We start from the raw sequence: 23,286 nt of genomic DNA, 5'->3' as shown, positions 1-23,286 counted from the left end.
CTCAATGCAGCCGAGGGGCCGAAGCGCCCGGGCCTGTGGTCAGCATGTGCGTGAACACAGCACCGGCCACGGCGCTGATTTCTGCCTCGCCGTACGCTGCATCGGGCAGATGGGCGAACAGCTCATTGATGATTTCTGCCTTGATCTGCGCCTGAGCCGTGGCCTTCTCGCGCCAATGGTCGATTTTGAGTTTGCCGGCCTTGAGTTTGGCCAACAGCGCCTTGGCCACCTCCTTGACCTTCTCGCGGTCTGCTTTGCTAAGGCTTTCCTTTTGCAGCAGGTCAAACACGGCCAGTTGCTCCTCGTCGTCCAGACCCTCGCGCACAAAACGGCGGGCCTCCACATCCAGGGTCTCGTTCATGGCGAGCAAGTCGTCCATGACCTTTTGAATCTCGGTGGCGTCTTTGTCGCGGTTATAGGCCTGCACGATCTTTTGATAGCGCTCGTACAGATCCACCCGCGTGGGGTTGGCGGCCACCATGGCGGCCAAGCGCCGCGCCATGCGCTCTTGCAGGTTCAGCAGCAGCACGGCCTTGTGAGGGGTTTTCTCAAACTCGGCCCGCAGCCGGTGAATGTCCAAGGCCGAGAGGTCATACAGCGGTGCTTTCTCCTTGGCCTGCTGTGCTGGCGCCTCGTGCTCAATGGCGGTGTCCACCACGTCATACAGCGACTGAAGCAGCGCGCTGATGTCCGGTGAGGTGCGCACGGCCTGTAGCTTGCTGTGGATGGCGGAAAGCGCTGCCTCCTGCGCGTCGTACGGGTACAGCCCCTCGTTCGGGAACAGCGAGCGATAGCGCGCCCGCACATCCTCCACATGCACGTCGAAGCGCTTGCGCACCTCCTCCGTCGTGGCCAAGGCATTTGCGGCGGCCAGCAGCAACTGCTGCTTGGCAAAACCTGTGGCTTGGATGATGGCGTCCAGCGCCACCCCCAGGCCGCGCAGATAGGTTTCGGCCGCCTCCAGGCTCTTGGCGTACTCGGCCAAGGCCGCCACGTCATCGCGCACGGTCTCGTCCTCGGCATCGCCCTTGCCGGTGCCCTTGCGGTCACCTTGCGCAAAGGTGGCCAGGGCCTCGCGCAGGCTGCGCAGCATGCCGTTGTAGTCAATCACCAGGCCCATCTTCTTGCCGCCACCTACACGGTTCACCCGGGCAATCGCCTGCATCAGCGCGTGCCCCTGCATCGGCTTGTCCAGGTACAGCGTGGCCAAACTCTTGACATCAAAACCCGTCAACCACATGGCGCACACGATGGCCACGCGGAACGGGTGCTCCGCCTTCTTGAAGTCAGCCTCCAACGCACGCTTGACCATCTTTTCCCGGTGCGGGGTGATGTCCAGCGGCTCGTTGCGGTGGTTCTGCCACTTCTTGAACTCCGCCACCTCGCCCTGCTCTTGAGACACCACCACGCAAATCTCGGTGGCCTTCATCCACTCCACCTTCTCGCGCTGGGCCAGCAAGGTGCTGCCAGGGGTCTTGCCCTTGGCCGCGAACTTGGCTTCTTCCTCTGACACCTCGGCGTCCAGGGCCGCCGTTTTGGCCCGCCATTTCTCGTCGATCAGGTCAAACAGCCGCACACAGGTGATCTTGTCCAGACACACCACCAGCGCCTTGCTGTTGCCCTGGGCCACGGCAATGCGGCGCTGCGCGAAGTGATCCACAAAGTCGGTGGCCACCCGGTCCAGGCGGGTGGGCGCGGTGAGCACGGGGTAATCGCTGGCCAGCTTGCGGTAGAGCTTGTCCTCTTTCTCCTCGGTCCACGGGTCGTCGGCCGTGGCGGCCTCCTTGGCCGCCTCGATGTGCTTGAGCAGGCGCTCGTTGAGCTTGGGGTCGGTGATCTTGAGTTTGTCGCCCCGGTTTTCATAAAACAGGGGCAAGGTGGCGCCGTCGGCCACGGCGCGCTTGAAGTCGTAGATCGAGACGTAGTCGCCAAACACCTTGCGGGTCAGTTGCTTCTCGTCAGCGTCAATCAAGGGCGTGCCGGTGAAGCCCAAGAACTTAGCGCGCGGCAAGCCCCGGCGCATGTTTTGCGCCAAGCGCCCGTACTGGGTGCGGTGCGCCTCGTCAGACAACACGATGATGTCTGAGCGCTCGGAATATGGCTCGGTCACCCGCTCGCGGTACTTTTGCACCATGCCAAACACATAGCTGCGGTTTTGCTCGCGCAGCATGCTGCGCAGTGCGTCGCCGCTGCGGGCTTGGTCGGCCCGGGCGCTGGCGCGCCCGGTGGTGGTGTAGGTGCCGGCAATCTGGCCGTCCAGCTCGGTGCGGTCGGTCACCACCACAAAGGTGTAGCGGGCAGACACCTTGCGGCGGATCTTCTCGCTCAAAAACACCATGGAGTACGACTTGCCGGACCCCTGCGTGTGCCAAAACACGCCCAGCCGGCCTTGCGCCACCTCGGCCTGCACGGCGGGGTCGGTGGAGGTGAGCCGCTCAATCACCCGGTTCACGCCCAGGTACTGGTGGTTGCGCGGCACGATCTTCTGCACGCCGTCAGCCCCGGCGTCAAACAGCACAAAGTTCTCCACGATGTCCAGCAAGCGCCCGCGCTCCATCAGGCCGCGCAGCAGCAGGTTCAGTTGCGGCTGGTTGGGGTTGGGCTCAGGGTCATCTTCGTCAAGACGCTTCCAGCGGTAGAAGTGCTCGGGCGTGGCGGTGAGTGAGCCGTACTGGGCCTCCAGCCCGTTAGAGATCACCACCAGCGCGTTCCAGTGGAACAGGTGGGGGATGGTGTCCCGGTAATCGGCGTAGTTGTGCTTGTAGGCAGCATCCACCGGCACATCAAAGCGCTTGAACTCGATGAACACCAGCGGCAGGCCGTTCACGTAGCCCAGCAAATCGGGGCGGCGCAGGTGAATGGGGCCGCGCACCCACAGCTCGCGCACGGCCAAAAACCGGTTGTTCTGGGGCGCGTCAAAGTCGATCAGGCGCAGGCGGCGCTCCAGCCACTGGCCGGAGGCCGGGTCACGCACCTTGACCAGCACGCCGTCGCGCAGCAGGCGGTATTTGTCTTGGTTGGTCTGCAGCAGGGATTGGGCGCTGTCGTGGTGCAGCACCGCCTCCAGCGCCTGGGTGTAGGCCGCCTCGGGCAAGTTGGGGTTCAGGCGGCGCAGGGCGGCCAGCACATCGCGGGTGAGCACCACCTGGGTGTCGGCGGTGCGGCCCAGCAGACCCTCGGGGACCAGCGGGCCCTCGTTTTGGGCCATCACGCTGTCCCAGCCCAGTTGTTGTTGCAAAAACTCGGCGGCGGGTTCTTGCACCAACACGCTTTCTGAATAGTCGTTTTTGTGGCCCATGGGGACTCCCTGTGGTGTGGTGTTGGGGCGAGGGGGTGGCCGGTCAGGCGGCGGGCGGTGCCGCCTCAGGCATCGGCAGCCGGCTCACATCCAGTTGGCCGGACATCAGCTTGGGGAGGAGCAGGTCACGGGCGCGGGAGAGTTGCTGATTCTGCAAGAGTAGATTTGCGATCTGCTCAAACTTGGGACGTACCAGATCGCCAAATTTGGCAACCAGTTCGAGGGGGGGCAAGACGAATGGAATGACTTTGAAGGTGTCCACGACGATCGCATCAAAGACGCCGCCGACAGCCACTTGTTTGAAATGTTCAACTGCATCGCTGATGGCCAAGAACAAAAACAGCTCGTCAAAGGCCTGCTTCGGCGCCAGCGCATAGCAAGACTGATTCATGGCCATGGACCGCTGCGCAAGGGCAATCTTGCCTACGGTCCCTCTAGCCGTGATGAACGTCGTATTGCGCGGATAGAGCCGACTGTTGCAGCTGCCAAGACCAGACTCTGTCAGCCGCTTTTCCGTATCGACTACATAAAAGTTCGAGGGGCAATCTTTTGGCGTAAAGAAAGGAATTTCGCCCCCCCAGTAGTGGGGCATCCCCGTCTTTGGAGTGCCGCCGCTGAGTACGGCAACGAAGTCATGAGTCGTCCCTTTGACCCAGCCAACAGGTAAACCATCTTCGATTCTTGCGGCGTTTCCCCCCGGAAACCGCAGGTTCACGAACCACTCGCGGTACAGCAACCGGGCGGCCCGTTCCAGCAGCGTGATGCGACGCTGGTTGATGGCGATCAGGTTGTCGTAGGTTGCCAAGACTTCGGCAATCACGCCCTGTGACATCAAGTCAGGCACAAAGACCCTGAAGTCAGGAAAGGTAGTCAGCGGGATGCGATCCACCGTGGCGCCGGTCAGGGTGTTGGCTTCGATTTGGGCACGCCAAGGTGCCGAGTAGAAGTAGTAGAAGAGGTAGCGGTGGTCAACCACCTCAGGGTTCGGACGAATCAATGCCGTGCGCCGCCCCAGAGTGCAGCTCAAGCCATCTGGAATCAGCGCATACCGATTCAGTGTGGCTTCGTAGGTGAACACGATGTCGCGCGGTTGTGGTGTGACACGCCTGTTCCACTTAGCCAAGTCCTTTTCCGCCACCCAGCGTGCAGCGGCAAGATCCAGCGAGCCGTCGGGCCTGATGTTGGGAATACCGAGGAAAACGGCAGCACCTTCCTCATGCAATTCGGGTGTGGCGTGTGGCCCATCAAACACCCCGACCGACAGTTCGCGAATCGACAACATGCGGGCGCTCATCCCAACAACCCCTCCAAATTGCCCGTAATCCGCGCCGCCAGTGCCACCGCCTTGTCGTTCAACTCCGCCAACTCCTCGTGGATCTCGCGCAGTTGCGCCGCAAAGGCGTCTTCGTCGCCGTCGTCTTGCGCGGCCGCCACGCCGACATAACGCCCCGGGGTGAGCGACCAATCGTTGGCTTCGATGTCTTCCACCGTCACGGCCTTGCACAGGCCGGGCACGTTTTCAAAGGTGCCGTGGGGAAAGCGGCTGTGCAGCCAGTGCACCTGGGCGATGAAGTAGGCGGCCTGCTTGGGTGCCTCCAGCACCCGGTCACGCACGGTGGGGTCTTCGCTCTTTTTGGCATCGGCCGGCTGCAGGGCGCGGCGGAGCTGGCGCAGGGCCGCCCCGTGCCAGGCCTTGCTGGCTTTGCTGCCGGTGCGGGCGCGCCACATTTTGTCGGCTGCATCCAGCAGGGCCAGGGCGCGTTTGTGGCGCGCCTCCAGCGTTTTGCCGGCGGCTTTGAGTGCGGGGGCCAGGGCCTCCAGCGTGGTTTGCAGGGCGGTTTGGCCCGCATGGGTGGCCAGATTGGCCGCCGCGATGGCGGCGCGGGCCTGGGCGGCCTGGGCTTGCAGCGCGGCCAGGGTTTGGGTTGCGCTGGTGTCGGCCAGTGCCTGGGCCAGATCCGCCTTCCAGGCGTCGAGGGTGGCTTGCAGCGCGGTGCGGCGCTGGGCCAGCTCGGCTTGCTGGGCCGGTGTGGGCGGGGGCTCAGCGGGCAGCGGGGGCAGCAGCTCGGTGTTCACGTTGGTGTAGCGCGCAAAGCGCTGCAGCTTGAGCGCCAGTTGGCGCAGCGTGCGGGTGTCTGCGCGCAGGCGGGCGGGCAGCTCGGCCAGCCAGTGCGCCACCTGCTGCTGGTAGCGGGCCACCAGGGCGGTGAACTTGGCGTGCTCGCCCCGGTACAGCCAGGTGATGGTGGTGAGGTTGGCCAACTGCTCTTCAGTGAACACATGCGAGCGGGTTGACACCACGTGGTAGATGCTGCGGGCATCCACCATCAGCACCTGGTCTTGCAGGTCGGCGGGCTTGCCCTTGTCAAAAAACCACAGGGTGCAGGGCAGGCTGCGGGTGTAGAAAAACTTGGGGCCAATGGCCACCATCACGTCCACATGGCCGGTGCGCACCAACTGCGCGCGGATGTCGCGGTCTTTGTTGCCCGCGTCTGAGGCGCTGCTGGCCATCACAAAGCCGGCCCGGCCACTGCCGTTCAAGTAGCTGTAGAAGTACTGAATCCACAGGCTGTTGGCATTGCTGATGGCACCGGTTTTGGCATTGGTGCCGGGCAAGCCAAAGGGCAGGCGGTAGGGGCCGCCGCCCAGATCAGCGGCTTGCTCGTCGGGTGTTTGCGGGGCCAGTTGTTTGGTGATGCGTTTGGTGTCCACCCCGTCCACGTTGAACGGCGGGTTGGCCATGACGAAATCGCACTGGCCAATCAGGTGCTCCGCTTGGTCATAAAACGTGTTGCCTTGGCCAATGTTGCTGGCGTCCAGGCCGTGCACCACCAAGTTCATGCGGGCGAGCTTGGTGTTGGTGTCGCTCTTTTCTTGGCCGTGAAAGGTGACGGTGTCATTGGCCTGGGCGTGGCGCGCGTCTTCAATGAAGTGGCCGGTTTGCACAAACATGCCGGCCGAGCCGCAGGCGGGGTCGAGCACGATGCCGTGATCGGGCTCGATGACGTTCACGATCAGGCGCACCAGTGAGGGCGGGGTGAAGAACTCGCCCCCCTCTTGCGCGCCGGTCATGGCGAACTTGTTCAAGAAGTACTCGTAGATGCGGCCAAACACGTCGCCCGTGGCGGTTTGCAGGGCAGGGCGGTCAAAGATCTTGACCAAGCGGGCCAGCAACTCAGGCTCGAACCCGGCGTAGCCACGGGGCAAGGCGCCCTGCAGCACGGGGTATTCGGCTTCCACGGCGTCCATGGCCGCATCAATGGCCTCGCCCACGCTGGCGTCTTGGGGCAGGCTGGCGATGCGCTCAAACCGTGCGGCTTCCGGCAGGTACACGGCGGCTTTGCCTTGAAAGCCGAGCTTGATCACTTCTTCACGCTGGGCGGCGGGCATCTTGGCCGGAATGGCGGCTTCAATGTCGGGCAGGTAGGCCCGGAAGCGGTTGGCCGCGTGGCGCAAAAAGATCAGGCCCAACACGGGCATGGCGTATTCGGCCGCGGTGAGCTTGGAGTTGGCGCGCAGGTCGTCTGCGGCCTCCCAGAGTTCGTCTTCTAGTTGTTGCAAGTTCATGGGCCGGAATGCTAACTGCGGCCCTGGCCTTCCCTGTGGGCTCACCAGCTCGGCCAGCCTCTCCCCACCCCTCTCCCCATTTCCTCCACATTTGCTTTCCATCATGGCGCCCATCCTGAGAACTCTGCCGATGGCGCGCCCATGTCTGCTGCTGCACCTGCTTCCCCACAAGACCCCGTGAACGCCGTGGCGCTGAGCGCCGTGTGGCTGCGCCGGCGGCCCCTTTCATTGCTGGCGGCGGCGGCGCTGCTGAGCCTGGTGGCGCTGGCGGGCTGCCAGAAGTCTGGTGCGCAGACGGCGCCGGCCGGTGGCGCCAAGCCGGCGGCGCCGGTGACGGTGGGGGTGGTGACGCTGGCCACGCAGACGGTGGGCCTGTCCACCGAGCTGCCCGGCCGGGTGGCGGCACCGGTGGTGGCCGAGATCCGGCCGCAGGTGCGCGGGCTGATCCGCAGCCGCAACTTTGTGGAGGGCGGCACCGTCAAGGCCGGGCAGGTGCTCTATGAGATTGAGCCCGACAGCTACCGCGTGGCCCTGGCCAGCGCCCAGGCCAGTGTGGACCGCGCCCAGGCCACGCTGGAGGCCGCGCGCCTGACCGCCCAGCGCCGCGCCGAGTTGATGAAGGTGGAGGCCGTGAGCCAGCAGGACCTGCAGGACGCCCAGGTGGCGGTGAAGCAGGCCGAGGCCGATCTGGCCAGCGCCAAGGCCACGCGCGACAGCGCCCAGCTCAACCTGAGCCGCACCCAGGTCACCTCGCCCATCGGCGGCCGGGTGGATGTGAGCAGTGTCACCCCCGGTGCGCTGGTGACGGCCGACCAGGCCACGGTGCTGACCACCGTGCGCCAGACCGACCCGGTGCAGGTGGACATCAGCCAGTCCAGCGCCGAGCTGCTGCGCCTGAAGCGGGACTTTGCCACCGGCAAGCTGCAGAAGGTGGGGGCGGAAGACGCCCGCATCCGCCTGGTGCTGGAAGACGGCAGCGTGTACCCGCTGCCGGGCAAGCTGCGCATGGCCGGGGTGTCGGTCAACACCACCACCGGCGCGGTCACGCTGCGCGCGCAGTTTCCCAACCCGCAGGGTGACCTGATGCCGGGCATGTACGTGCGCGCCCAACTGGAGACCGGCAGCGTGCCCGAAGGCCTGCAGGTGCCGCAACAGGCGCTCTCGCGCGACAGCCGCGGCGCCGCCAGCGTGCTGGTGGTGGACGCCGCCGGGGTGGTGGAGCGCCGGGCGGTCACCGTCAACCGCGCCTATGGCAATGCCTGGCTGGTCAGCGGCGGGCTGAAGGCCGGCGAGCGCGTGATCGTGGAAGGGTCGCAGAAGGTCAAGGCGGGCGACACGGTGCAGGTGCATCCGGTGGGGACGGGCGGGACGGGGGCCCCGGCGGCCAACGGCGCCGCACCGGCCACGGCGGCGGCCTCGGCCGCTTCCCGCTGATCGATCGCCGATCGCCCGCAGATCGACACGGAGTCCACCATTCATGGCACGTTTTTTCATTGACCGGCCCATCTTTGCCTGGGTGCTCGCCATCTTGGTGATGCTGGGCGGGGCGCTGGCCATCCGCACCTTGGCGTTGGAGCAGTACCCTGACATCGCGCCGCCGCGCGTCAGCATCAACGCCACCTACCCCGGCGCCTCGGCCAAGACCATCGAGGACTCGGTGACCCAGGTCATCGAGCAGCGCATGAAGGGGCTGGACGGGCTGCTGTCCATGTCCTCCAGCAGCGCGTCCTCGGGGCAGGCGCAGATCACACTGAGCTTCCAGGCCGGCACCAACATCGACGTGGCGCAGATGCAGGTGCAGAACAAGCTGCAGCAGGCGCTGAGCCAGCTGCCGCAGGCGGTGCAGAACCAGGGCGTGACTGTCACCAAGTCGGGCACCGATTTCCTGCTGGTCATGGCCTTTGCCTCGGCCAACGCCAGCGCCACCAACATCCAGATTGGCGACTACCTCAACGCCAATGTGGTGGACATCCTCAGCCGCGTGGACGGCGTGGGCGAGGTGCAGCTGCTGGGCACCGGCCACGCCATGCGCATCTGGCTGGACCCGGCCAAGCTGGCGGCGGTGGGCCTGATGCCCTCGGACGTGAGCAGCGCCATCACCGCGCAGAACGCACAGGTCTCGGCCGGCCAGGTGGGGGGCCTGCCGGCCACGCCGGGCCAGCAGCTCAACGTGACCATCACCGCCCGCAGCAAGCTGCAAAGCGAGTTCGAGTTCCGCAACATCGTGCTCAAGACCGCCAGCGACGGCAGCCTGGTGCGCCTGGGCGATGTGGCCCGGGTGGAGCTGGGCGGGGAGAGCTACACCATCGCCACCCGTTTCAAGGGCCAGCCCTCGGCGGCGCTGGGCGTGCGCCTGGCCAGCGGGGCCAACGCCATTGCGGTGGCCAATGCGGTCAAGGCCAAAGTGGCTGCGCTGCAGCCGGGCTTTCCGTACCAGCTGCAGCCCGAGCTGTCGTTTGACACCAGCCCCTTTGTGAAGATTTCCATCGAGGAGGTGGTGATCACCCTGGCCGAGGCGGTGGCCCTGGTCGTGGTCATCATGTACCTGTTCATGCAGAGCTGGCGGGCCACGCTGATCCCGGCCATCACCGTGCCGGTGGTGCTGCTGGGCACCTTTGGCGTGCTGGCGGCGTTTGGCTACTCCATCAACACGCTCACCATGTTTGGCGTGGTGCTGGCCATCGGCCTGCTGGTGGATGACGCCATCGTGGTGGTGGAGAACGTGGAGCGGGTGATGGGCGACGAGGGCCTGGGCCCGCGCGAGGCCACCCGCAAGTCCATGGGCGAGATCACCGGCGCGCTGGTGGGCATTGCCCTGGTGCTGTCGGCGGTGTTCATCCCCATGGCCTTCTTCGGCGGCTCCACCGGGGTGATCTACCGCCAGTTCAGCATCACCATCGTCTCGGCCATGGTGCTGTCGGTGCTGGTGGCCATGACGCTGACGCCCGCGCTGTGCGCCAGCCTGCTCAAGCCCCTGCCGCCGGGCGAGCACCACACCGCCCACGCCGGCCTGCTGGGCCGCTTCTTTGGCGGCTTCAACCGCACCTTTGACCGCAGCAGCCAGGGCCTGACCGTGCTGACCGGCCGGCTGGTGCGGCGTGGCGGCCGCATGATGGTGGTCTATGCCCTGCTGCTGGCCGGCATGGGCTGGCTCTACAAGGACCTGCCCAGCTCCTTCCTGCCCGCTGAGGACCAGGGCGTGCTGATGGCCGAGGTGCGCCTGCCCTCGGGCGCTACCCGCGAGCGGCTGATGAAGTCCATGGAGGCTTTTGAGAACTGGCTCGGCCAGCAGGCCGACATCGCCGGCTACACCACCATCGTGGGCATCTCCGGCGACCAGGCCACCGGCCGCGCCTTCATCCGCCTGAAGGACTGGAGCGAGCGCCCGGCCGACGGCCAGAGCGCCGCCAGCATCGCCCGCCGTGCCAACCAGGCGCTGGCCAGCCTGCGCGATGCGCGGGTGTTCGTGATGCAGCCGCCCATCGTGCGCGGCCTGGGCTCCTCCGGTGGCTTCACCCTGCAGCTGCAGGACCGCGACGGCCTGGGCCACGACGCCCTGGTCAAAGCCAAGGACCAGCTGCTGCAGATGGCCCGCAAGCGTCCCGAGCTGGCCCAGGTGCGCATCAGCGGCCTGGACGACACCGCGCAGCTGGGCATCAGCGTGGACGACCGCAAGGCCGGTGCCCTGGGCTTGTCCACCGGCGACATCAACACCACCTTGTCGGTGGCGCTGGGTGGCGCCTATGTGAACGACTTTCTGGACCAGGGTCGCGTGAAGAAGGTCTATGTGCAGGGCGACGCGCCCTACCGCATGGGCCCCGAGGACATCATGCAGTGGCAGGTGCGCAGCAGCAGCGGGGTGATGGTGCCGTTCTCGGCCTTTGCCAGCACCAGCTGGACCTACGGCGCCCCGCGCCTGGAGCGCTACAACGGCTTCCCGTCGCTGGAGATCGTGGGCGAGGCCGCCCCGGGCGTGAGCTCGGGCACCGCGATGGCGGTGGTGGAGGAGTTGATCGCCCAGCTGCCGGCCCAGGGCCACCAGGGCTTTGGCTTTGAGTGGGCCGGGCAGAGCTACCAGGAGCGGCTCTCGGGCTCGCAGGCGCCGGCGCTCTATGCGCTGTCCATCCTGTTCGTGTTCCTGTGCCTGGCGGCGCTGTACGAGAGCTGGTCGGTGCCGTTGGCGGTGATGCTGGTGGTGCCGCTGGGCGTCATCGGCGCCCTGGGGCTGACCGTGCTGGCCGGCCTGTCCAACGACGTGTACTTCCAGGTGGGCCTGCTCACCACGGTGGGCCTGGCGGCCAAGAATGCGATCCTGATCGTGGAGTTTGCCAAGCAGTTGCAGGAGCAGGGCATGGACCTGATCGAAGCCACCAAGCAGGCGGTGCGCCTGCGCCTGCGGCCCATCCTGATGACCTCGCTGGCCTTCATGGCCGGGGTGCTGCCGCTGGCCCTGAGCACCGGCGCTGGCGCCGGCAGCCGCCGGGCCATTGGCACCGGCGTGCTGGGCGGCATGGCCAGTGCCACCGTGCTGGGCCTGTTGTTTGTGCCGGTGTTCTTCGTGCTGATCCGGGGTTGGGTGGCCCGCCGCCGCGCGGCGGCCGCCGCCCCTTCCACCCCCGCCGCCATCCATTCTGAGCAGGAGGGCCCGTGATGCGCCCCGACCACTACCCCACTCGCCCGGGCCGTGCCCCGTCTGGCCTGCCTGCCCGGCGGGCCGCCAGCCTGGCCGCTGCCCTGGCCGTCGGCTTGACCCTGTCCGCCTGCGGCACCCTGGGCCCGGACAGCGCACAACAGCGCGCCGACGCCCGCGCCCAGCTCCAGGCCCAGGCCGCCTCGGCCGTGCCGGCGGATTGGCCGGCGGCCTCCGCCACGCTCCCCGCATCCCCGGCGTCCGCGCCCACGGCCGACGCCGCCGCCCTTGAGGGCCAGGCCCTGGTGCAGGACGCCCGGCTGCGCCAGGTCATCGCCCTGGCGCTGCAGGCCAACCGCGACCTGCGGGTGGCGGTGTTCACACTGGAGCAGGCCCGCGCCACCTACCGCATCCAGGAGGCGGCCAGCGGCCCGACCCTCAATGCCAACGCCGGCCTGAGCGCCAGCCGCACCCCGGCCGAGGCCAGCAGTGCCGGCCGCGACACCGTCAGCCGCGCCTACAGCGCCGGCCTGGGCATCAGCGCCTGGGAAATTGACCTGTTCAACCGGGTGGGCAGCCTGCGGGACTCAGCCCTGCAGGCCTACCTGGCGGCTGAGGCCACCCAGCGCAGCACCCGCCTGGCCCTGGTGGCCGATGTGGCCACTGCCTGGCTCACCTTGGGTGCCGACCAGCAGCTGCTGGCCCTCTACCGCCAGACCCTGGCCAGCCAGCAGCAGACCCTGGGCTTGACCGAGAAGCGCCAGGCGCTGGGCGCCGCCTCGGGCCTGACCGTGGCCCAGACCCGGGCCACGGTGGAGAGTGCCCGCGCCAGCGTGGCCACCTATGAGAGCCAGGTGCAGCGCGACCGCACCGCGCTGGAGCTGCTGGTGGGCCAGCGCCTGCCCGAGGCGCTGCTGCCGCCAACGCCGGACAGTGGCACCGCGACGCAGGCGGCCGTCCCGGCCGCCGCGCTGGTGGCCCTGCCTGAGGGCCTGCCCTCCGAAGTGCTGCGCCGCCGCCCCGACGTGCAGGCCGCCGAGGCGGTGGTGCAGGGCGCCCAGGCCGATCTGGCCGCCGCCCGCGCTGCCCTCTACCCGCGCATCACCCTCACCGCCAGCGCGGGCACCGCCAGCCGCAGCCTGGAAGACCTGTTCCAAGGGGGGGCCTGGAGCTTTGCCCCGAGTGTGACCCTGCCCCTGCTGGACGGGGGCGCTGCCCGCACGACGGCCCAGAAGGCCGAGATCACCCGGGATCTGCGGCTGGCCAGCTACGACAAGACGGTGCAGACGGCCTTCAAGGAGGTGGCCGATGCGCTGAGCGTGCGCGCCTCGCTGCAGCAGCGCTTGAGCGCCCAGCAGGCGCTGGTGGAGGCCAACACCCAGGCGGTGCGCCTGAGCCAGGCCCGTTGGCAGGCCGGCGCCGACGGCTACCTCACCCTGCTGGATGCCCAGCGCAGCCTGCTGGCCGCCCAGCAGGGCCTGATCAGCCTGCAACTCACCGAGCAGGCCAACCGGGTGACGCTCTTCAAGGTGCTGGGCGGGACCTGAGCGCCCCTGCCGCCGCAGGCTATTCTGAGCAGGGCCGTGACCGGCCGATTCCCACCCCCTCCACAGGACACATCCCCTTGAAGCTCTACTACAAGCCCGGCGCCTGCTCGCTCAGCCCCCGCATCGTGCTGGAAGAAGCCGGCCTGCCCTATGAGTCCGAAGCCGTGAACCTGCAGACCAAGGTCACCGCCGGCGGCGCCAACTACCTGGACATCAATGCCAAAGGCTATGTGCCGGCGCTGGTGCTCGATGGCGGCGAGCTGCTGACCGAGGGCCCGGCCATCGTGCAGTACCTGGCCGACCTGGTGCCGGCCACCGGCCTGGCGCCGACCCACGGCACGCTGGCGCGCTACCAGCTGCAGTCGTGGCTCACCTTCATCGGCACCGAGCTGCACCGCTCCTGCAGCCCCTTCTTCAATCCCAGCGCCCAGGACGACTGGAAAAGCGCCGCCCGCGCCAACCTGACGCGACGCCTGGGCTTTGTGGCCGCCCAGCTGGCCGACGGACGCCAATACCTGACCGGCGAGACCTTCACCGTGGCCGACGCGTACCTGTACACCGTGCTGCGCTGGATGCCCGCCACCGGTGTGGACCTGGCCAGCTGGCCGGCTTTGCCGGCCTACCGTGACCGCGTGGGCGCCCGCCCGGCGGTGCAGAAGGCGCTGCAGGCCGAAGGCCTGGCCTGAGCGCCACCGGCGCCGGGCGCCCGGTGCCTGCCTGAAAGATGGCGCGGCGGACCAGCTGCAGCCCACGGCGGACCGCCGCACCGACGGCAGCCCGGCAGGGGCAGGCTACGCAGTGGTGGCGCGTCGCCTCAGGGCGTCGCGCGGCGGTGCGCCCGCTCGCGGCGCACCGCCTCCTCGCGCAGGCTCTCCAGGGTGCGGTCCACAAAGTCGATGTGCGCCACGGCGGCGGCCCGGGCCTGGGCCGGCGCGCGAGCGCGCACCGCCTCCCACACCGCCCGGTGCTGGTCCAGCAGCTGGGCGGAGACGGTGCCCACTGCAAACAGGTTGGCGATGTTGTCGTGCACATGCGACTGCAGCATGGTCAGCAGGCTGGCGCTCAGGTGGGTGAGCAGGGCGTTGTGCGCCGCATCGGCCAGGGCCTGGTGGAAGTGGGCGTCGATGGCCGAGGTGCGCGACAGCACGCCCTGTTGGTGGGCCTCCTCCATCTGGGCCATCAAGGTGGACAGGCGCTCCAGGTCGGCGTCGGTGGCACGCTCGGCCGCCATCTCGGCCACGGTGCCCTCCAGCATGCGGCGGAAGTCCAGCACATCGCGTTGCAGCTCGGGGTGGCTGCCCACCAGGTCCTTCCAGGGCTCGGCAAAGCTGGCGCCCAAGCGGTCGGTGACAAAAGTCCCGCCGCCCTGGCGGGCAGTGAGCAGGCCGCGGGCGATGAGCTTTTGCAGCGCCTCGCGCAGCGAGGGGCGTGACACCCCCAGCTCCTCGGCCAGCTGCCGCTCGGGCGGCAACTGGTCGCCGGCCTTGAAGCTGCCCTCCAGCAGCATGGACTCCAGGCGCTGCACGATCTGGTCGGACAGGCGGGTGACGTTCAAGGGCTTGAGCGGGGCGCGGGTGGCGGAGTCGGGCATCGGGCGGGTCTGGCGGGGCAGGGGACGGGGCCGCGGCGCGCAGCCGTCGGACACCGGGATTGGTCTGACCAATGATATCAGGCGGTCATGGTACGTGGTGTTGCAGCGCCATATTGGTCTTACCAATGATCAAAGAAAGGCAAAATAAGGGTTAATACTGAGGGTTTCGCGTTGACCCTTGGGCAGTTGTGCCTCTACATTGCCGGCCATCCCAGGTCAGCTAGTGGACTGACCAATTATCCAAACAGCGAGACGAGGCCTCTCCATGACCCCCCAGCACCAGGCATTCCTCCAGGACCTTGGCCGTCATGTGCCCGCCGAGCGGCTGGTCACCGACCCGCTGCGCACCCTGGCCTATGGCACCGACGCCAGCTTCTACCGCCTGGTGCCGCAGGTGGTGGTGCTGGCCCGGGACGAGGCCGAGGTGGCCGCGGTGCTGGCGCTGGCCCAGCGCCATGAGGTGGCCGTCACCCTGCGGGCTGCGGGCACCAGCCTGTCGGGCCAGGCCGTGAGCGATTCGGTGCTGGTGGTGATTGGCGAGGGCTGGACCGGCATCGAGGTGCTGGACGACGGCGCCCGCATCCGCCTGCAGCCCGGCGTGATCGGCCAGCATGCCAACGACGCGCTGCGACGCTTCGGCCGCAAGATCGGGCCCGATCCGGCCTCCATCGCCACGGCGCGCATTGGCGGCATGGCGGCCAACAACAGCTCGGGCATGTGCTGCGGCACGGCCCAGAACGGTTACCACACGCTGGCGGCCCTGCGGGTGATGCTGGCCGACGGCACGGTGCTGGACACGGCCGATGCCGCCAGCGTGGCCGCCTTCCGCCGCAGCCACCTGCTGCTGCTCAACAGCCTGCAGGCGCTGGCCCAGCGCATTCGCGGCAATGCGGAGCTGCTGGCCAAGGTGCGCCGCAAGTACCGGCTGAAGAACACCACCGGCTACGGCATCAACGCGCTGATCGATTTTGAAGACCCGGTGGACATGCTGGCCCACCTGATGATCGGCTCCGAGGGCACGTTGGGCTTCATCTCCCAGATCACCTACCACACGGTGCCGGACCATCCGCACAAGGCCAGTTGCCTGGTGTTGTTTGCCGAGCTGGAGGACTGCTGCCGCGCCGTGACCGCGCTCAAGGACGGCGGTGCGGTGGACGCGGTGGAGCTGGTGGACCGCCGCTCCATCCTGGCCATCCAGGGCAAGAAGGGCCTGCCGGCCTTCCTGTACGGTGAGCCCGCGCCCAGCGCCGCCGCCCTGCTGATCGAGACCCGCGGCGCCGATGCTGCCGAGCTGGCGGCGCGCTGCGCCGCCATCACCGCGACGCTGCAGGCGTACCGGCCGGCGGCCGACAGCGGCTTTTCCACCGATGCGGCGGTGTGCGAGACCTATTGGGCGGTGCGCAAGGGCCTGTTCCCGGCGGTGGGCGCGCAGCGCGCCGTGGGCACCACCTGCGTGATCGAGGACGTGGCCTTTCCGGTGGAGAAGCTGGCCGAGGGCGTGCTGCGCCTGACCGCGCTGTTCGACACCCACGGCTACACCGAGGCGCTGATCTTCGGCCACGCGCTGGAGGGCAATCTGCACTTCGTGTTTGCGCCCAGCTTTGACAGCCCGGCTGAGGTGCAGCGCTACAGCGACTTCATGGACGAGGTCAGCTTGCTGGTGGCGGTGGAGTTTGGCGGCTCCCTCAAGGCCGAGCATGGCACCGGCCGCAACGTGGCGCCCTTCGTCAAGCTGGAATGGGGCGACGAGGCCTACGAAGTGATGTGCGCCCTCAAGGCGCTGTTCGACCCGGCTGGCCTGCTCAACCCCGACGTCATCATCAGCCGCGACGACCAGATCCACCTGAAGGCGCTCAAGGCCATGCCGGCCGCCGACAGCCTGGTGGACCGCTGTATCGAATGCGGCTTCTGCGAGCCGGCCTGCCCGTCCAACGGCCTGTCGCTCACGCCGCGCCAGCGCATCGTGGCCTGGCGCCGCATGCAGCAGCTGCGCCGCGACGGCAGCGCCCCGGCCGAGTTGGCGGCGCTGGAGGCCGACTACGGCTGGGCCGGGCTGGACACCTGCGCGGCCACCGGCATGTGCGCTACCCGTTGCCCGGTGGGCATCAACACCGGCGATCTGGTCAAGAAGCTGCGCGGCCCGTCACGCCACGCCGGCCTGGCCGACCGCGCCGAGAGCCACCTGGGCGCCGTGCTGGGCACCGCCCGTGCCGGCCTGGGCGTGCTGCGTCTGGCCAAGGGCGTGCTGGGGGCGCAGACCACCGCGGCCGTCAACCGCACGGTGGCCAAGATCGTGCCGGTGCCGGTGGCGCCGGTGGCCACGCCGGGCCCGGCCGCGTCCATGCCGCAACCGCCCAAGGCGGTGGCCGGCGGGGCAGCCAAGGCGCCGGTGGTGTATTTCTCCGCCTGCGTCAACCGCGTGTTCGCCGAGAGCCCGAAGGGCGGTGACCACCTGGCCAGCTCGGCCTTCAGCCTGCTGGACAAGGCCGGCTTTGTGCCGGTGCTGCCGCCGGGCCAGGACAGCCTGTGCTGCGGCCAGCCCTTTGACAGCCACGGCGCCACCGAGGCCGCCGAGCGCGCCCTGCAACGCACCGGTGAAGCCCTGCTGGCCGCCAGCGACCAGGGCCGCATTCCCGTCTACCTGGACAACGCGCCGTGCTCGTTGCGCCTGATCGAGGCCCAGCGCGCCGGCAAGCTGGACGCCCGGCTGAAGCTGCACGACGCCGTCAGCTTCCTGGCCGATGCGGTGCTGCCCAAGGTGGCGCTCACGCCCAAGGCCCAGTCGCTGGCGGTGCACGTGCCCTGCAGCACCTCGCGCCTGGGGGCCGGCGCCAAGCTGGTGGCCCTGGCCAAGGGCTGCGCCACCGAGGTGACCGTGCCCGACATCGCCTGCTGCGGCTTTGCCGGTGACAAGGGTTTCACACGGCCCGAGCTCAACGCCAACAGCCTCAAGCGCCTGAAGCCGGCCCTGCCCGAGGGCTGCGGCGGGGGCGTGTCGTGCAGCCGCACCTGCCAGATCGGCCTGAGCAGCCACGGCGGCATCCCTTACCGGTCGATCGAGGCGCTGCTGGATGACTGCGCGGTGCCGGCCTCGGCCTCCTGACCACTTCTCCAACCCCACTCCAACCAGATCCCACAAGGACCTCCATGGCCACCTGGCTGCAAACCTATGACCCCCTGGGCAACCTGGCGCTCTCCGCGCTGGTGGCCGTCATTCCGGTGGTGTTCTTCTTCGTCGCGCTGGCGGTGCTGCGCATGAAGGGCCACATCGCCGGCACCATCACCGTGCTGCTGTCGCTGGCCATTGCCGTGCTGGCCTATGGCATGCCGGTGGACATGGCCATGGCCTCGGCCGGCTACGGCTTTGCCTACGGCCTGTGGCCCATCGCCTGGATCATCGTGTGCTCGGTGTTCCTCTACAAGGTCACGGTCAAGACCGGGCAGTTCGAGGTGATCCGCGCCTCCATCCTGTCCATCACCGATGACCAACGCCTGCAGATGCTGCTGGTGGGCTTCGCCTTCGGTGCCTTCCTGGAAGGTGCGGCCGGCTTTGGCGCCCCGGTGGCCATCACCGCCGCGCTGCTGGTGGGCCTGGGCTTCAACCCGCTGTATGCCGCGGGCCTGTGCCTGATCGCCAACACCGCACCGGTGGCCTTCGGCGCCATGGGCATCCCCATCCTGGTGGCCGGCAAGGTCACCGGCATCGACCCCTTCCTGATCGGCAAGATGGCCGGCCACCAGCTGCCGCTGCTGTCGTTGTTCGTGCCCTTCTGGCTGGTGTTCATGATGAACGGCCTCAAGGGCGTGAAGGACACCTGGCCCGCCGTGCTGGTGGCTGGCGGCAGCTTCGCCGTCACCCAGTACTTCACCGCCAGCTACGTGGGCCCGGAACTGCCGGACATCACCTCCGCCCTGGTCAGCCTGATCTGCCTGACGCTGTTCCTGAAGGTCTGGCGCCCGAAGGAGACCTTCCGCTTTGCCACCGCCGGTGGCGTGGGGGCCACCGCTGTGGCCGGCGCGCCGCTGATGTCGGACGCCAGCGTGGCCGGCCGTCCGTCGGGTTACACCGCCGGCCAGATCGCCAAGGCCTGGTCGCCCTTCATCATCCTGACCGTCATGGTCACGGTCTGGAGCCTTAAGCCCTTCAAGGCCCTGTTCGACAAGGGTGGCGCCCTGGCCGGCCTGGTCTTCAAGTTTGAGGTGCCGCATCTGCACAACCTGGTCATCAAGACCGCGCCCATCGTGGCCTCGGACAAGGCCTATGAGGCCATCTACAAGCTCGACCTGGTCTCGGCCACCGGCACCGCCATCCTGCTGTCGGCCATCCTGTCCATGGTGCTGCTGCGCATGAAGCCGGCCGACGGTCTGCGCACCTTCGCCGAGGTGCTCAAGGAGCTGCGCCGCCCGATCTACTCCATCGGCATGGTGCTGGCCTTCGCCTTCGTGGCCAACTACTCCGGCCTGTCCTCCACCCTGGCGCTGGTGCTGGCCGGCACCGGTTCGCTGTTCCCATTCTTCTCGCCCTTCCTGGGCTGGCTGGGCGTGTTCCTGACCGGCTCGGACACCTCGGCCAACGCGCTGTTCGGCTCGCTGCAGGCCACCACCGCGCACCAGGTCGGCGTGTCCGACACCTTGCTGGTGGCCGCCAACACCACCGGCGGTGTGACCGGCAAGATGATCTCACCGCAGTCCATTGCCGTGGCCTGCGCTGCCGTGGGCCTGGTGGGCAAGGAGTCGGACCTGTTCCGCTTCACCCTCAAGCACAGCCTGTTCTTTGCCACCATCGTGGGCGTGATCACCTACGTGCAGGCCTATTGGCTGACCGGCATGATCCCGCAGTGAGGACGGGCAGCGGGCGCCTGCCCGCCCCCGCCTGATGCGCCAGGAGGGCGGCCCATGGCCGCCCTCTTTTTTTTGCCATCTCGCCACCCCGGACGATGACTTGGATGAGATCTGAAAAGGCGTGACGTTGGCGCTGCTCAACGCCTTGTGCAGGTTTTTGACCCAATTTGTGATCACAAAATGAGGCGATACCGCTAGACTCGGTGCATGGACACCCCCCTTGAGGACTTCCTGACACGCCACCGCATCCACGAGATCGAGTGCGTGATTCCGGACATGACAGGCATCGCCCGCGGCAAGATCCTGCCGCGCGACCTCTTTCTGGCCAGCGGGGAGATGCGCATCCCCAAGAGCGTGCTGCTCAACACGGTCAACGGCCACCAGCCCGACAACGGGCCCTTTGTGGGCGACACCGACCCCGACATGGTCTGCCGGCCCGACGGTGCCACGGTGCGCATGGTCCCCTGGGCGGCGGAGCCGGTGGCGGTGGTCATCCACGACTGTGAGGAGTGGGACGGCCGGCCGGTGGGCCTGTCCCCCCGGGCCGTGCTGCGCCGGGTGCTGGCGCTGTACGAGCGCCAGGGCTGGAAACCCATCGTCGCCCCGGAGATGGAGTTCTACCTGGTGGCCCGCCAGCAAAACCCCCATGAGCCGCTGCAGCCGCCGCTGGGCCGCACCGGCAAGCCCGAGGTGGGCCGCCAGAGCTACTCCATCGACGCGGTCAACGACTTCGACCCCTTCTTCATGGAGCTCTCCACCTTCTGCGCCCAGCACCGCCTGGGGGTGGAGACGCTGATCCACGAGGCCGGTCCCGGGCAGATGGAGATCAACTTCACCCATGGCGAGCCGCTGGAGCTGGCCGACCGGGTGTTCCTCTTCAAGCGCGCCGTGCGTGAGACGGCGCTGCGCCACGGCGTCTTTGCCACCTTCATGGCCAAGCCCATGGAGGGCGAACCCGGCAGTGCCATGCACATCCACCAGAGCGTGCTGGGCCCCGACGGGCAGAACCTCTTCAGCCGTCCCGACGGCAGCGCTTCTGAGCATTTCCACCATTTCATCGGCGGCCTGCAGGCCTACATCCCGCAGGTCATGCCCATGTTCGCGCCCTACGTCAACTCGTACCGGCGGCTGGCGCCCTACATGTCCGCCCCCATCAACGTGCGCTGGGGGCATGACAACCGCACCTGCGGCATCCGCGTGCCCAAGTCTGGGCCCGCCAACCGCCGGGTGGAGAACCGCGTGCCCGGCGTGGACGCCAACCCCTACCTGGCCATGGCCGCCACGCTGGCCTGCGGCTGGCTGGGCCTGCAAGGCGGCCTGCAGCCCAGCGAGCCCACGGTGGACAGCGCCTGGAACGTCAACCACGAGTTGCCCCGCCACCTAGAGGACGCCATCGAGGCCATGCGCGCCTGTGCCCCCATGCGCGAGGTGCTGGGCGAGTCCTTCGTCGACGCCTTCTGCGCGGTCAAGGAGCTGGAGTACGCCACCTACAACCGGGTCATCAGCAGCTGGGAGCGTGAGCACCTGCTGCTGCTGGTGTGAACCCCGCGTCGGCCTGACGCCCCCGCTTTGCCTGTGCCGGGCCGGCGCCCCCCCGCGCCCCTGTCCGGTCCTCAATCCCCCCGCCCCAGGAGGGCCCCATGAGCGCCCATGCCCCCCATGCCCGCCCCGACACCGGCATCGACCCCGCCCGTGTGCAAGCGCTGCTGCAGCGCGAGCGCGCCCGTTACGAGGCCGCGCATCCGCGCTCGCGCGCCCTGGCCGGACGTGCCGCCGACCACCTGATGTTCGGCGTGCCGCTGCACTGGATGAGCGACTGGGGTACACCCTTTGCCCTGCAGATGGCCCAGGCACGGGGCGCCCGCCTAACGGATGTGGACGGCCATGAGCGGGTGGACTTCTGCCTGGGCGACACCGGCGCCATGTTTGGCCACTCGCCGGCCCCGGTGGCCCAGGCCCTGGCCCGGCAGGCCGAGCGCGGCCTGACCACCATGCTGGCCGGCGAGGATGCGGCGGTGGTGGCCCAGGGCCTGGCCGAGCGCTTTGGCCTGCCGCAGTGGCAGTTCGCCATGACCGCCAGCGACGCCAACCGCTTCGTGCTGCGCTGGCTGCGTGCGGCCACCGGCCGGTCGGTGCTGCTGGTCTTCAACGGCTGCTACCACGGCACGGTGGACGACGTGTTTGTCGACCTCATCGACGGGCGGCCGGTGCAGCGCCCCAGCCTGCTGGGCCAGGTGCAGGACCTGCTGCCCCACACCCGGGTGGTGGAGTTCAACGACCTGGCCGCCCTGGAGACCGCGCTGGCGCCGGGCGACGTGGCCTGCGTGCTGGCCGAGCCGGTGATGACCAACATCGGCATGGTGCTGCCCGAGCCCGGTTTCTGGGAAGCGGCGCAGCGCCTGATCCATCGCCACGGCAGCCTGCTGGTGATGGACGAGACCCACACCCTGAGCAGTGGCCCCGGGGGGTACGCGCGGGCCCACGGCATCCACGCCGACGCCGTGGTCGTGGGCAAGGCCCTGGGCGGCGGCATGCCCTGCGCCGCCTACGGCTTCAGTGCCGAACTGGCCGCCCGTGCGGTGGCCGCCAAGCGGCAGGCGCCGGCCGGCCATTCCGGCATCGGCACCACGCTCACCGCCAACGCCCTGGCCATGGCCGCCATGCGCGCCACCCTGGAACACCTGCTGCGCCCCGAGGTCTTTGCGCCCATGCACGCCCGGGCCGAGCGCCTGGCCGGGCTGCTGCGCGGCGCCTTCGCCCGCCAGGGCGTGCCCTGGTGCGTCACCCAGGTGGGGGCACGCACCGAGTTCCAGTTCTGCCCCCGCCCGCCGCGCCACGGCAGCGCCGCCGGTGCCGCCATGGACCCCGCGCTGGAGCACGCGCTGCACCTGTACCTGCTCAACCGCGGCCTGCTCATCACCCCTTTCCACAACATGATGCTGGTCTGCCCCGACACCCGGGACGAGGACCTGCAGGCCCTGGCGGACACGCTGGAGGCGGCGGTGGCCACGCTGCGGGCGCCGGCATGACCGTGACCGACCCGGCTCCGGCGTCGCAGGCCCAGGACGCCGCCACCCAGCAGGACGCCGTGTACGCCCGCCTGCGCCAGTGGGTCACGGTGGGCCGCTTCAGGCCAGGCGAGCGGCTCAAGATCCGGCAGGTGGCCACTGCCCTGGGTGTGGGGCAGATGCCGGTGCGGGCCGCGCTGCAGCGCCTGGCCGCCGAAGGCGCCTTGGTCAACGTGCCCCATGCCGGCGTGGCGGTGCCCCGCCTGTCGGTGCCGGCCTTTGACGACCTGCTGCAGACCCGCCTGCTGCTGGAGGGTGAGGCCGCCGAGCGCGGCGCCACCCGGCTGGACGCTGCCGGCCGCCAAGCCTTGCGGGACCTGAGCGCGCGCATGGCCGCCGCCCTGGCCCGCGGGGCGGCCGACGACTACCTCGCCGCCAACGAGGACTTCCACGTCCTGCTGTACCGCGCCGCCGGCTCTCCCACCCTCTGGCGCCTCATCGACACCCTCTGGCTGCAGGCCGGCCCGGTGAGCAACCGGCTCTTCGACACCCCCGAGGCGGCCGGTGTGCTCAACGACGCGCACGAGGACCTGCTGCGCGCCCTGGACCGCCAGGACGCCGCCGGCGTGCGTCGCGCGGTCGAGCGCGACATCTTCGTGGCCGGCCAGTTCGTCCGCCAGCGCCTGCGCCAGGGCTGAATGCCGCTTTGACGCCGCCCAGCGGGCGTGCCCCTTCCCCTGCGGCCCCGGGCGCACTAGCATGCGCCGGGCCTGTAGACCGGAGTGCAGGGGCGCCACCCTGAC

At 68.6% G+C, this 23,286-nt stretch carries 13 protein-coding genes; 9 read left to right on the top strand and 4 right to left on the bottom strand.

Translation table 11 applies throughout. The features are described from left to right. Position 1: 1 nt before the first annotated feature. Genes G3A44_RS04135 through G3A44_RS04125 form a run of 3 tightly spaced genes read right to left on the bottom strand, consistent with a single transcriptional unit; the run spans position 2 to position 6,865 of the window. Entirely contained in the window at positions 2 to 3,298 is a 3,297-nt protein-coding gene (locus tag G3A44_RS04135) for a type I restriction endonuclease subunit R (RefSeq protein WP_163456236.1), read from the bottom strand. A 43-nt stretch (positions 3,299 to 3,341) separates the two neighbouring features. Further along, positions 3,342 to 4,592 carry a restriction endonuclease subunit S gene (locus tag G3A44_RS04130; RefSeq protein WP_239061696.1) on the bottom strand — a complete coding sequence of 417 codons (1,251 nt, stop codon included), beginning with the start codon at positions 4,590 to 4,592 and terminating at the stop codon, positions 3,342 to 3,344. Then, complete coding sequence (locus G3A44_RS04125) at positions 4,589 to 6,865, bottom strand: type I restriction-modification system subunit M (RefSeq protein WP_163456235.1); 2,277 nt, start codon at positions 6,863 to 6,865, stop codon at positions 4,589 to 4,591. The genes G3A44_RS04130 and G3A44_RS04125 overlap by 4 nt, the downstream gene beginning before the upstream one ends. 141 nt (positions 6,866 to 7,006) lie before the next feature. On the opposite strand from G3A44_RS04125, the gene G3A44_RS04120 reads away from it, so the two are divergent. From G3A44_RS04120 to gstA, 4 genes are all read left to right on the top strand, one after another. After that, on the top strand, positions 7,007 to 8,299 hold the full coding sequence (locus G3A44_RS04120) for an efflux RND transporter periplasmic adaptor subunit (RefSeq protein ID WP_163456234.1): 1,293 nt from the start codon (positions 7,007 to 7,009) through the stop codon (positions 8,297 to 8,299). A gap of 43 nt (positions 8,300 to 8,342) precedes the next feature. Continuing rightward, positions 8,343 to 11,516: an efflux RND transporter permease subunit gene (locus tag G3A44_RS04115; protein ID WP_163456233.1), complete on the top strand. Its 3,174-nt coding sequence runs from the start codon at positions 8,343 to 8,345 to the stop codon at positions 11,514 to 11,516. Then, positions 11,516 to 13,042, top strand: coding sequence for an efflux transporter outer membrane subunit (locus G3A44_RS04110; protein WP_163456319.1), 1,527 nt, complete (start codon positions 11,516 to 11,518; stop codon positions 13,040 to 13,042). The genes G3A44_RS04115 and G3A44_RS04110 overlap by 1 nt, the downstream gene beginning before the upstream one ends. Positions 13,043 to 13,119: 77 nt before the next feature. Next, positions 13,120 to 13,728 carry a glutathione transferase GstA gene (gstA, locus tag G3A44_RS04105; RefSeq protein ID WP_163456232.1) on the top strand — a complete coding sequence of 203 codons (609 nt, stop codon included), beginning with the start codon at positions 13,120 to 13,122 and terminating at the stop codon, positions 13,726 to 13,728. A 128-nt stretch (positions 13,729 to 13,856) separates the two neighbouring features. Here gstA and G3A44_RS04100 read toward each other — a convergent pair whose 3' ends face one another. Continuing rightward, on the bottom strand, positions 13,857 to 14,633 hold the full coding sequence (locus G3A44_RS04100) for a GntR family transcriptional regulator (RefSeq protein WP_163456231.1): 777 nt from the start codon (positions 14,631 to 14,633) through the stop codon (positions 13,857 to 13,859). 265 nt (positions 14,634 to 14,898) lie between these two features. Here G3A44_RS04100 and G3A44_RS04095 point away from each other — a divergent pair, with 265 nt between their 5' ends. The 5 genes from G3A44_RS04095 (at position 14,899) to G3A44_RS04075 (ending at position 23,181) form a co-directional block, all read left to right on the top strand. Next, positions 14,899 to 17,736: an FAD-binding and (Fe-S)-binding domain-containing protein gene (locus G3A44_RS04095; protein WP_163456230.1), complete on the top strand. Its 2,838-nt coding sequence runs from the start codon at positions 14,899 to 14,901 to the stop codon at positions 17,734 to 17,736. Between the two features lie 44 nt (positions 17,737 to 17,780). Continuing rightward, the gene (locus tag G3A44_RS04090; RefSeq protein ID WP_163456229.1) at positions 17,781 to 19,475 is read left to right on the top strand and encodes a lactate permease LctP family transporter; all 1,695 of its coding nucleotides are present in this window, start codon (positions 17,781 to 17,783) and stop codon (positions 19,473 to 19,475) included. Positions 19,476 to 19,682: 207 nt separating this feature from the next. Continuing rightward, the gene (locus G3A44_RS04085; RefSeq protein WP_163456228.1) at positions 19,683 to 21,017 is read left to right on the top strand and encodes a glutamine synthetase family protein; all 1,335 of its coding nucleotides are present in this window, start codon (positions 19,683 to 19,685) and stop codon (positions 21,015 to 21,017) included. Positions 21,018 to 21,115: 98 nt separating this feature from the next. Further along, the gene (locus G3A44_RS04080) at positions 21,116 to 22,504 is read left to right on the top strand and encodes an aspartate aminotransferase family protein (RefSeq protein WP_163456227.1); all 1,389 of its coding nucleotides are present in this window, start codon (positions 21,116 to 21,118) and stop codon (positions 22,502 to 22,504) included. After that, positions 22,501 to 23,181, top strand: coding sequence for a GntR family transcriptional regulator (locus tag G3A44_RS04075; protein WP_163456226.1), 681 nt, complete (start codon positions 22,501 to 22,503; stop codon positions 23,179 to 23,181). The genes G3A44_RS04080 and G3A44_RS04075 overlap by 4 nt, the downstream gene beginning before the upstream one ends. Positions 23,182 to 23,286: the final 105 nt, after the last annotated feature.

Origin of the sequence: Ideonella livida (assembly GCF_010499455.1) — a bacterium.
In the GTDB taxonomy this organism is placed as follows: Bacteria; Pseudomonadota; Gammaproteobacteria; order Burkholderiales; family Burkholderiaceae_C; genus Ideonella; species Ideonella livida.
Note: the sequence above shows the minus strand (reverse complement) of the source record. Positions and strands in the feature narration are given on the sequence as shown.

Excerpts from the sequence above, each read along its gene's own strand:
- G3A44_RS04120 (WP_163456234.1), top strand. The coding sequence starts at position 7,007 with ATGTCTGCTGCTGCACCTGCTTCCCCACAAGACCCCGTGAACGCCGTG.
- G3A44_RS04100 (WP_163456231.1), bottom strand. The coding sequence starts at position 14,633 with ATGCCCGACTCCGCCACCCGCGCCCCGCTCAAGCCCTTGAACGTCACC.
- G3A44_RS04130 (WP_239061696.1), bottom strand. The coding sequence starts at position 4,592 with ATGAGCGCCCGCATGTTGTCGATTCGCGAACTGTCGGTCGGGGTGTTT.
- G3A44_RS04135 (WP_163456236.1), bottom strand. The coding sequence starts at position 3,298 with ATGGGCCACAAAAACGACTATTCAGAAAGCGTGTTGGTGCAAGAACCC.
- G3A44_RS04115 (WP_163456233.1), top strand. The coding sequence starts at position 8,343 with ATGGCACGTTTTTTCATTGACCGGCCCATCTTTGCCTGGGTGCTCGCC.
- G3A44_RS04090 (WP_163456229.1), top strand. The coding sequence starts at position 17,781 with ATGGCCACCTGGCTGCAAACCTATGACCCCCTGGGCAACCTGGCGCTC.
- G3A44_RS04075 (WP_163456226.1), top strand. The coding sequence starts at position 22,501 with ATGACCGTGACCGACCCGGCTCCGGCGTCGCAGGCCCAGGACGCCGCC.
- G3A44_RS04110 (WP_163456319.1), top strand. The coding sequence starts at position 11,516 with ATGCGCCCCGACCACTACCCCACTCGCCCGGGCCGTGCCCCGTCTGGC.
- G3A44_RS04085 (WP_163456228.1), top strand. The coding sequence starts at position 19,683 with ATGGACACCCCCCTTGAGGACTTCCTGACACGCCACCGCATCCACGAG.
- G3A44_RS04095 (WP_163456230.1), top strand. The coding sequence starts at position 14,899 with ATGACCCCCCAGCACCAGGCATTCCTCCAGGACCTTGGCCGTCATGTG.
- G3A44_RS04080 (WP_163456227.1), top strand. The coding sequence starts at position 21,116 with ATGAGCGCCCATGCCCCCCATGCCCGCCCCGACACCGGCATCGACCCC.
- G3A44_RS04125 (WP_163456235.1), bottom strand. The coding sequence starts at position 6,865 with ATGAACTTGCAACAACTAGAAGACGAACTCTGGGAGGCCGCAGACGAC.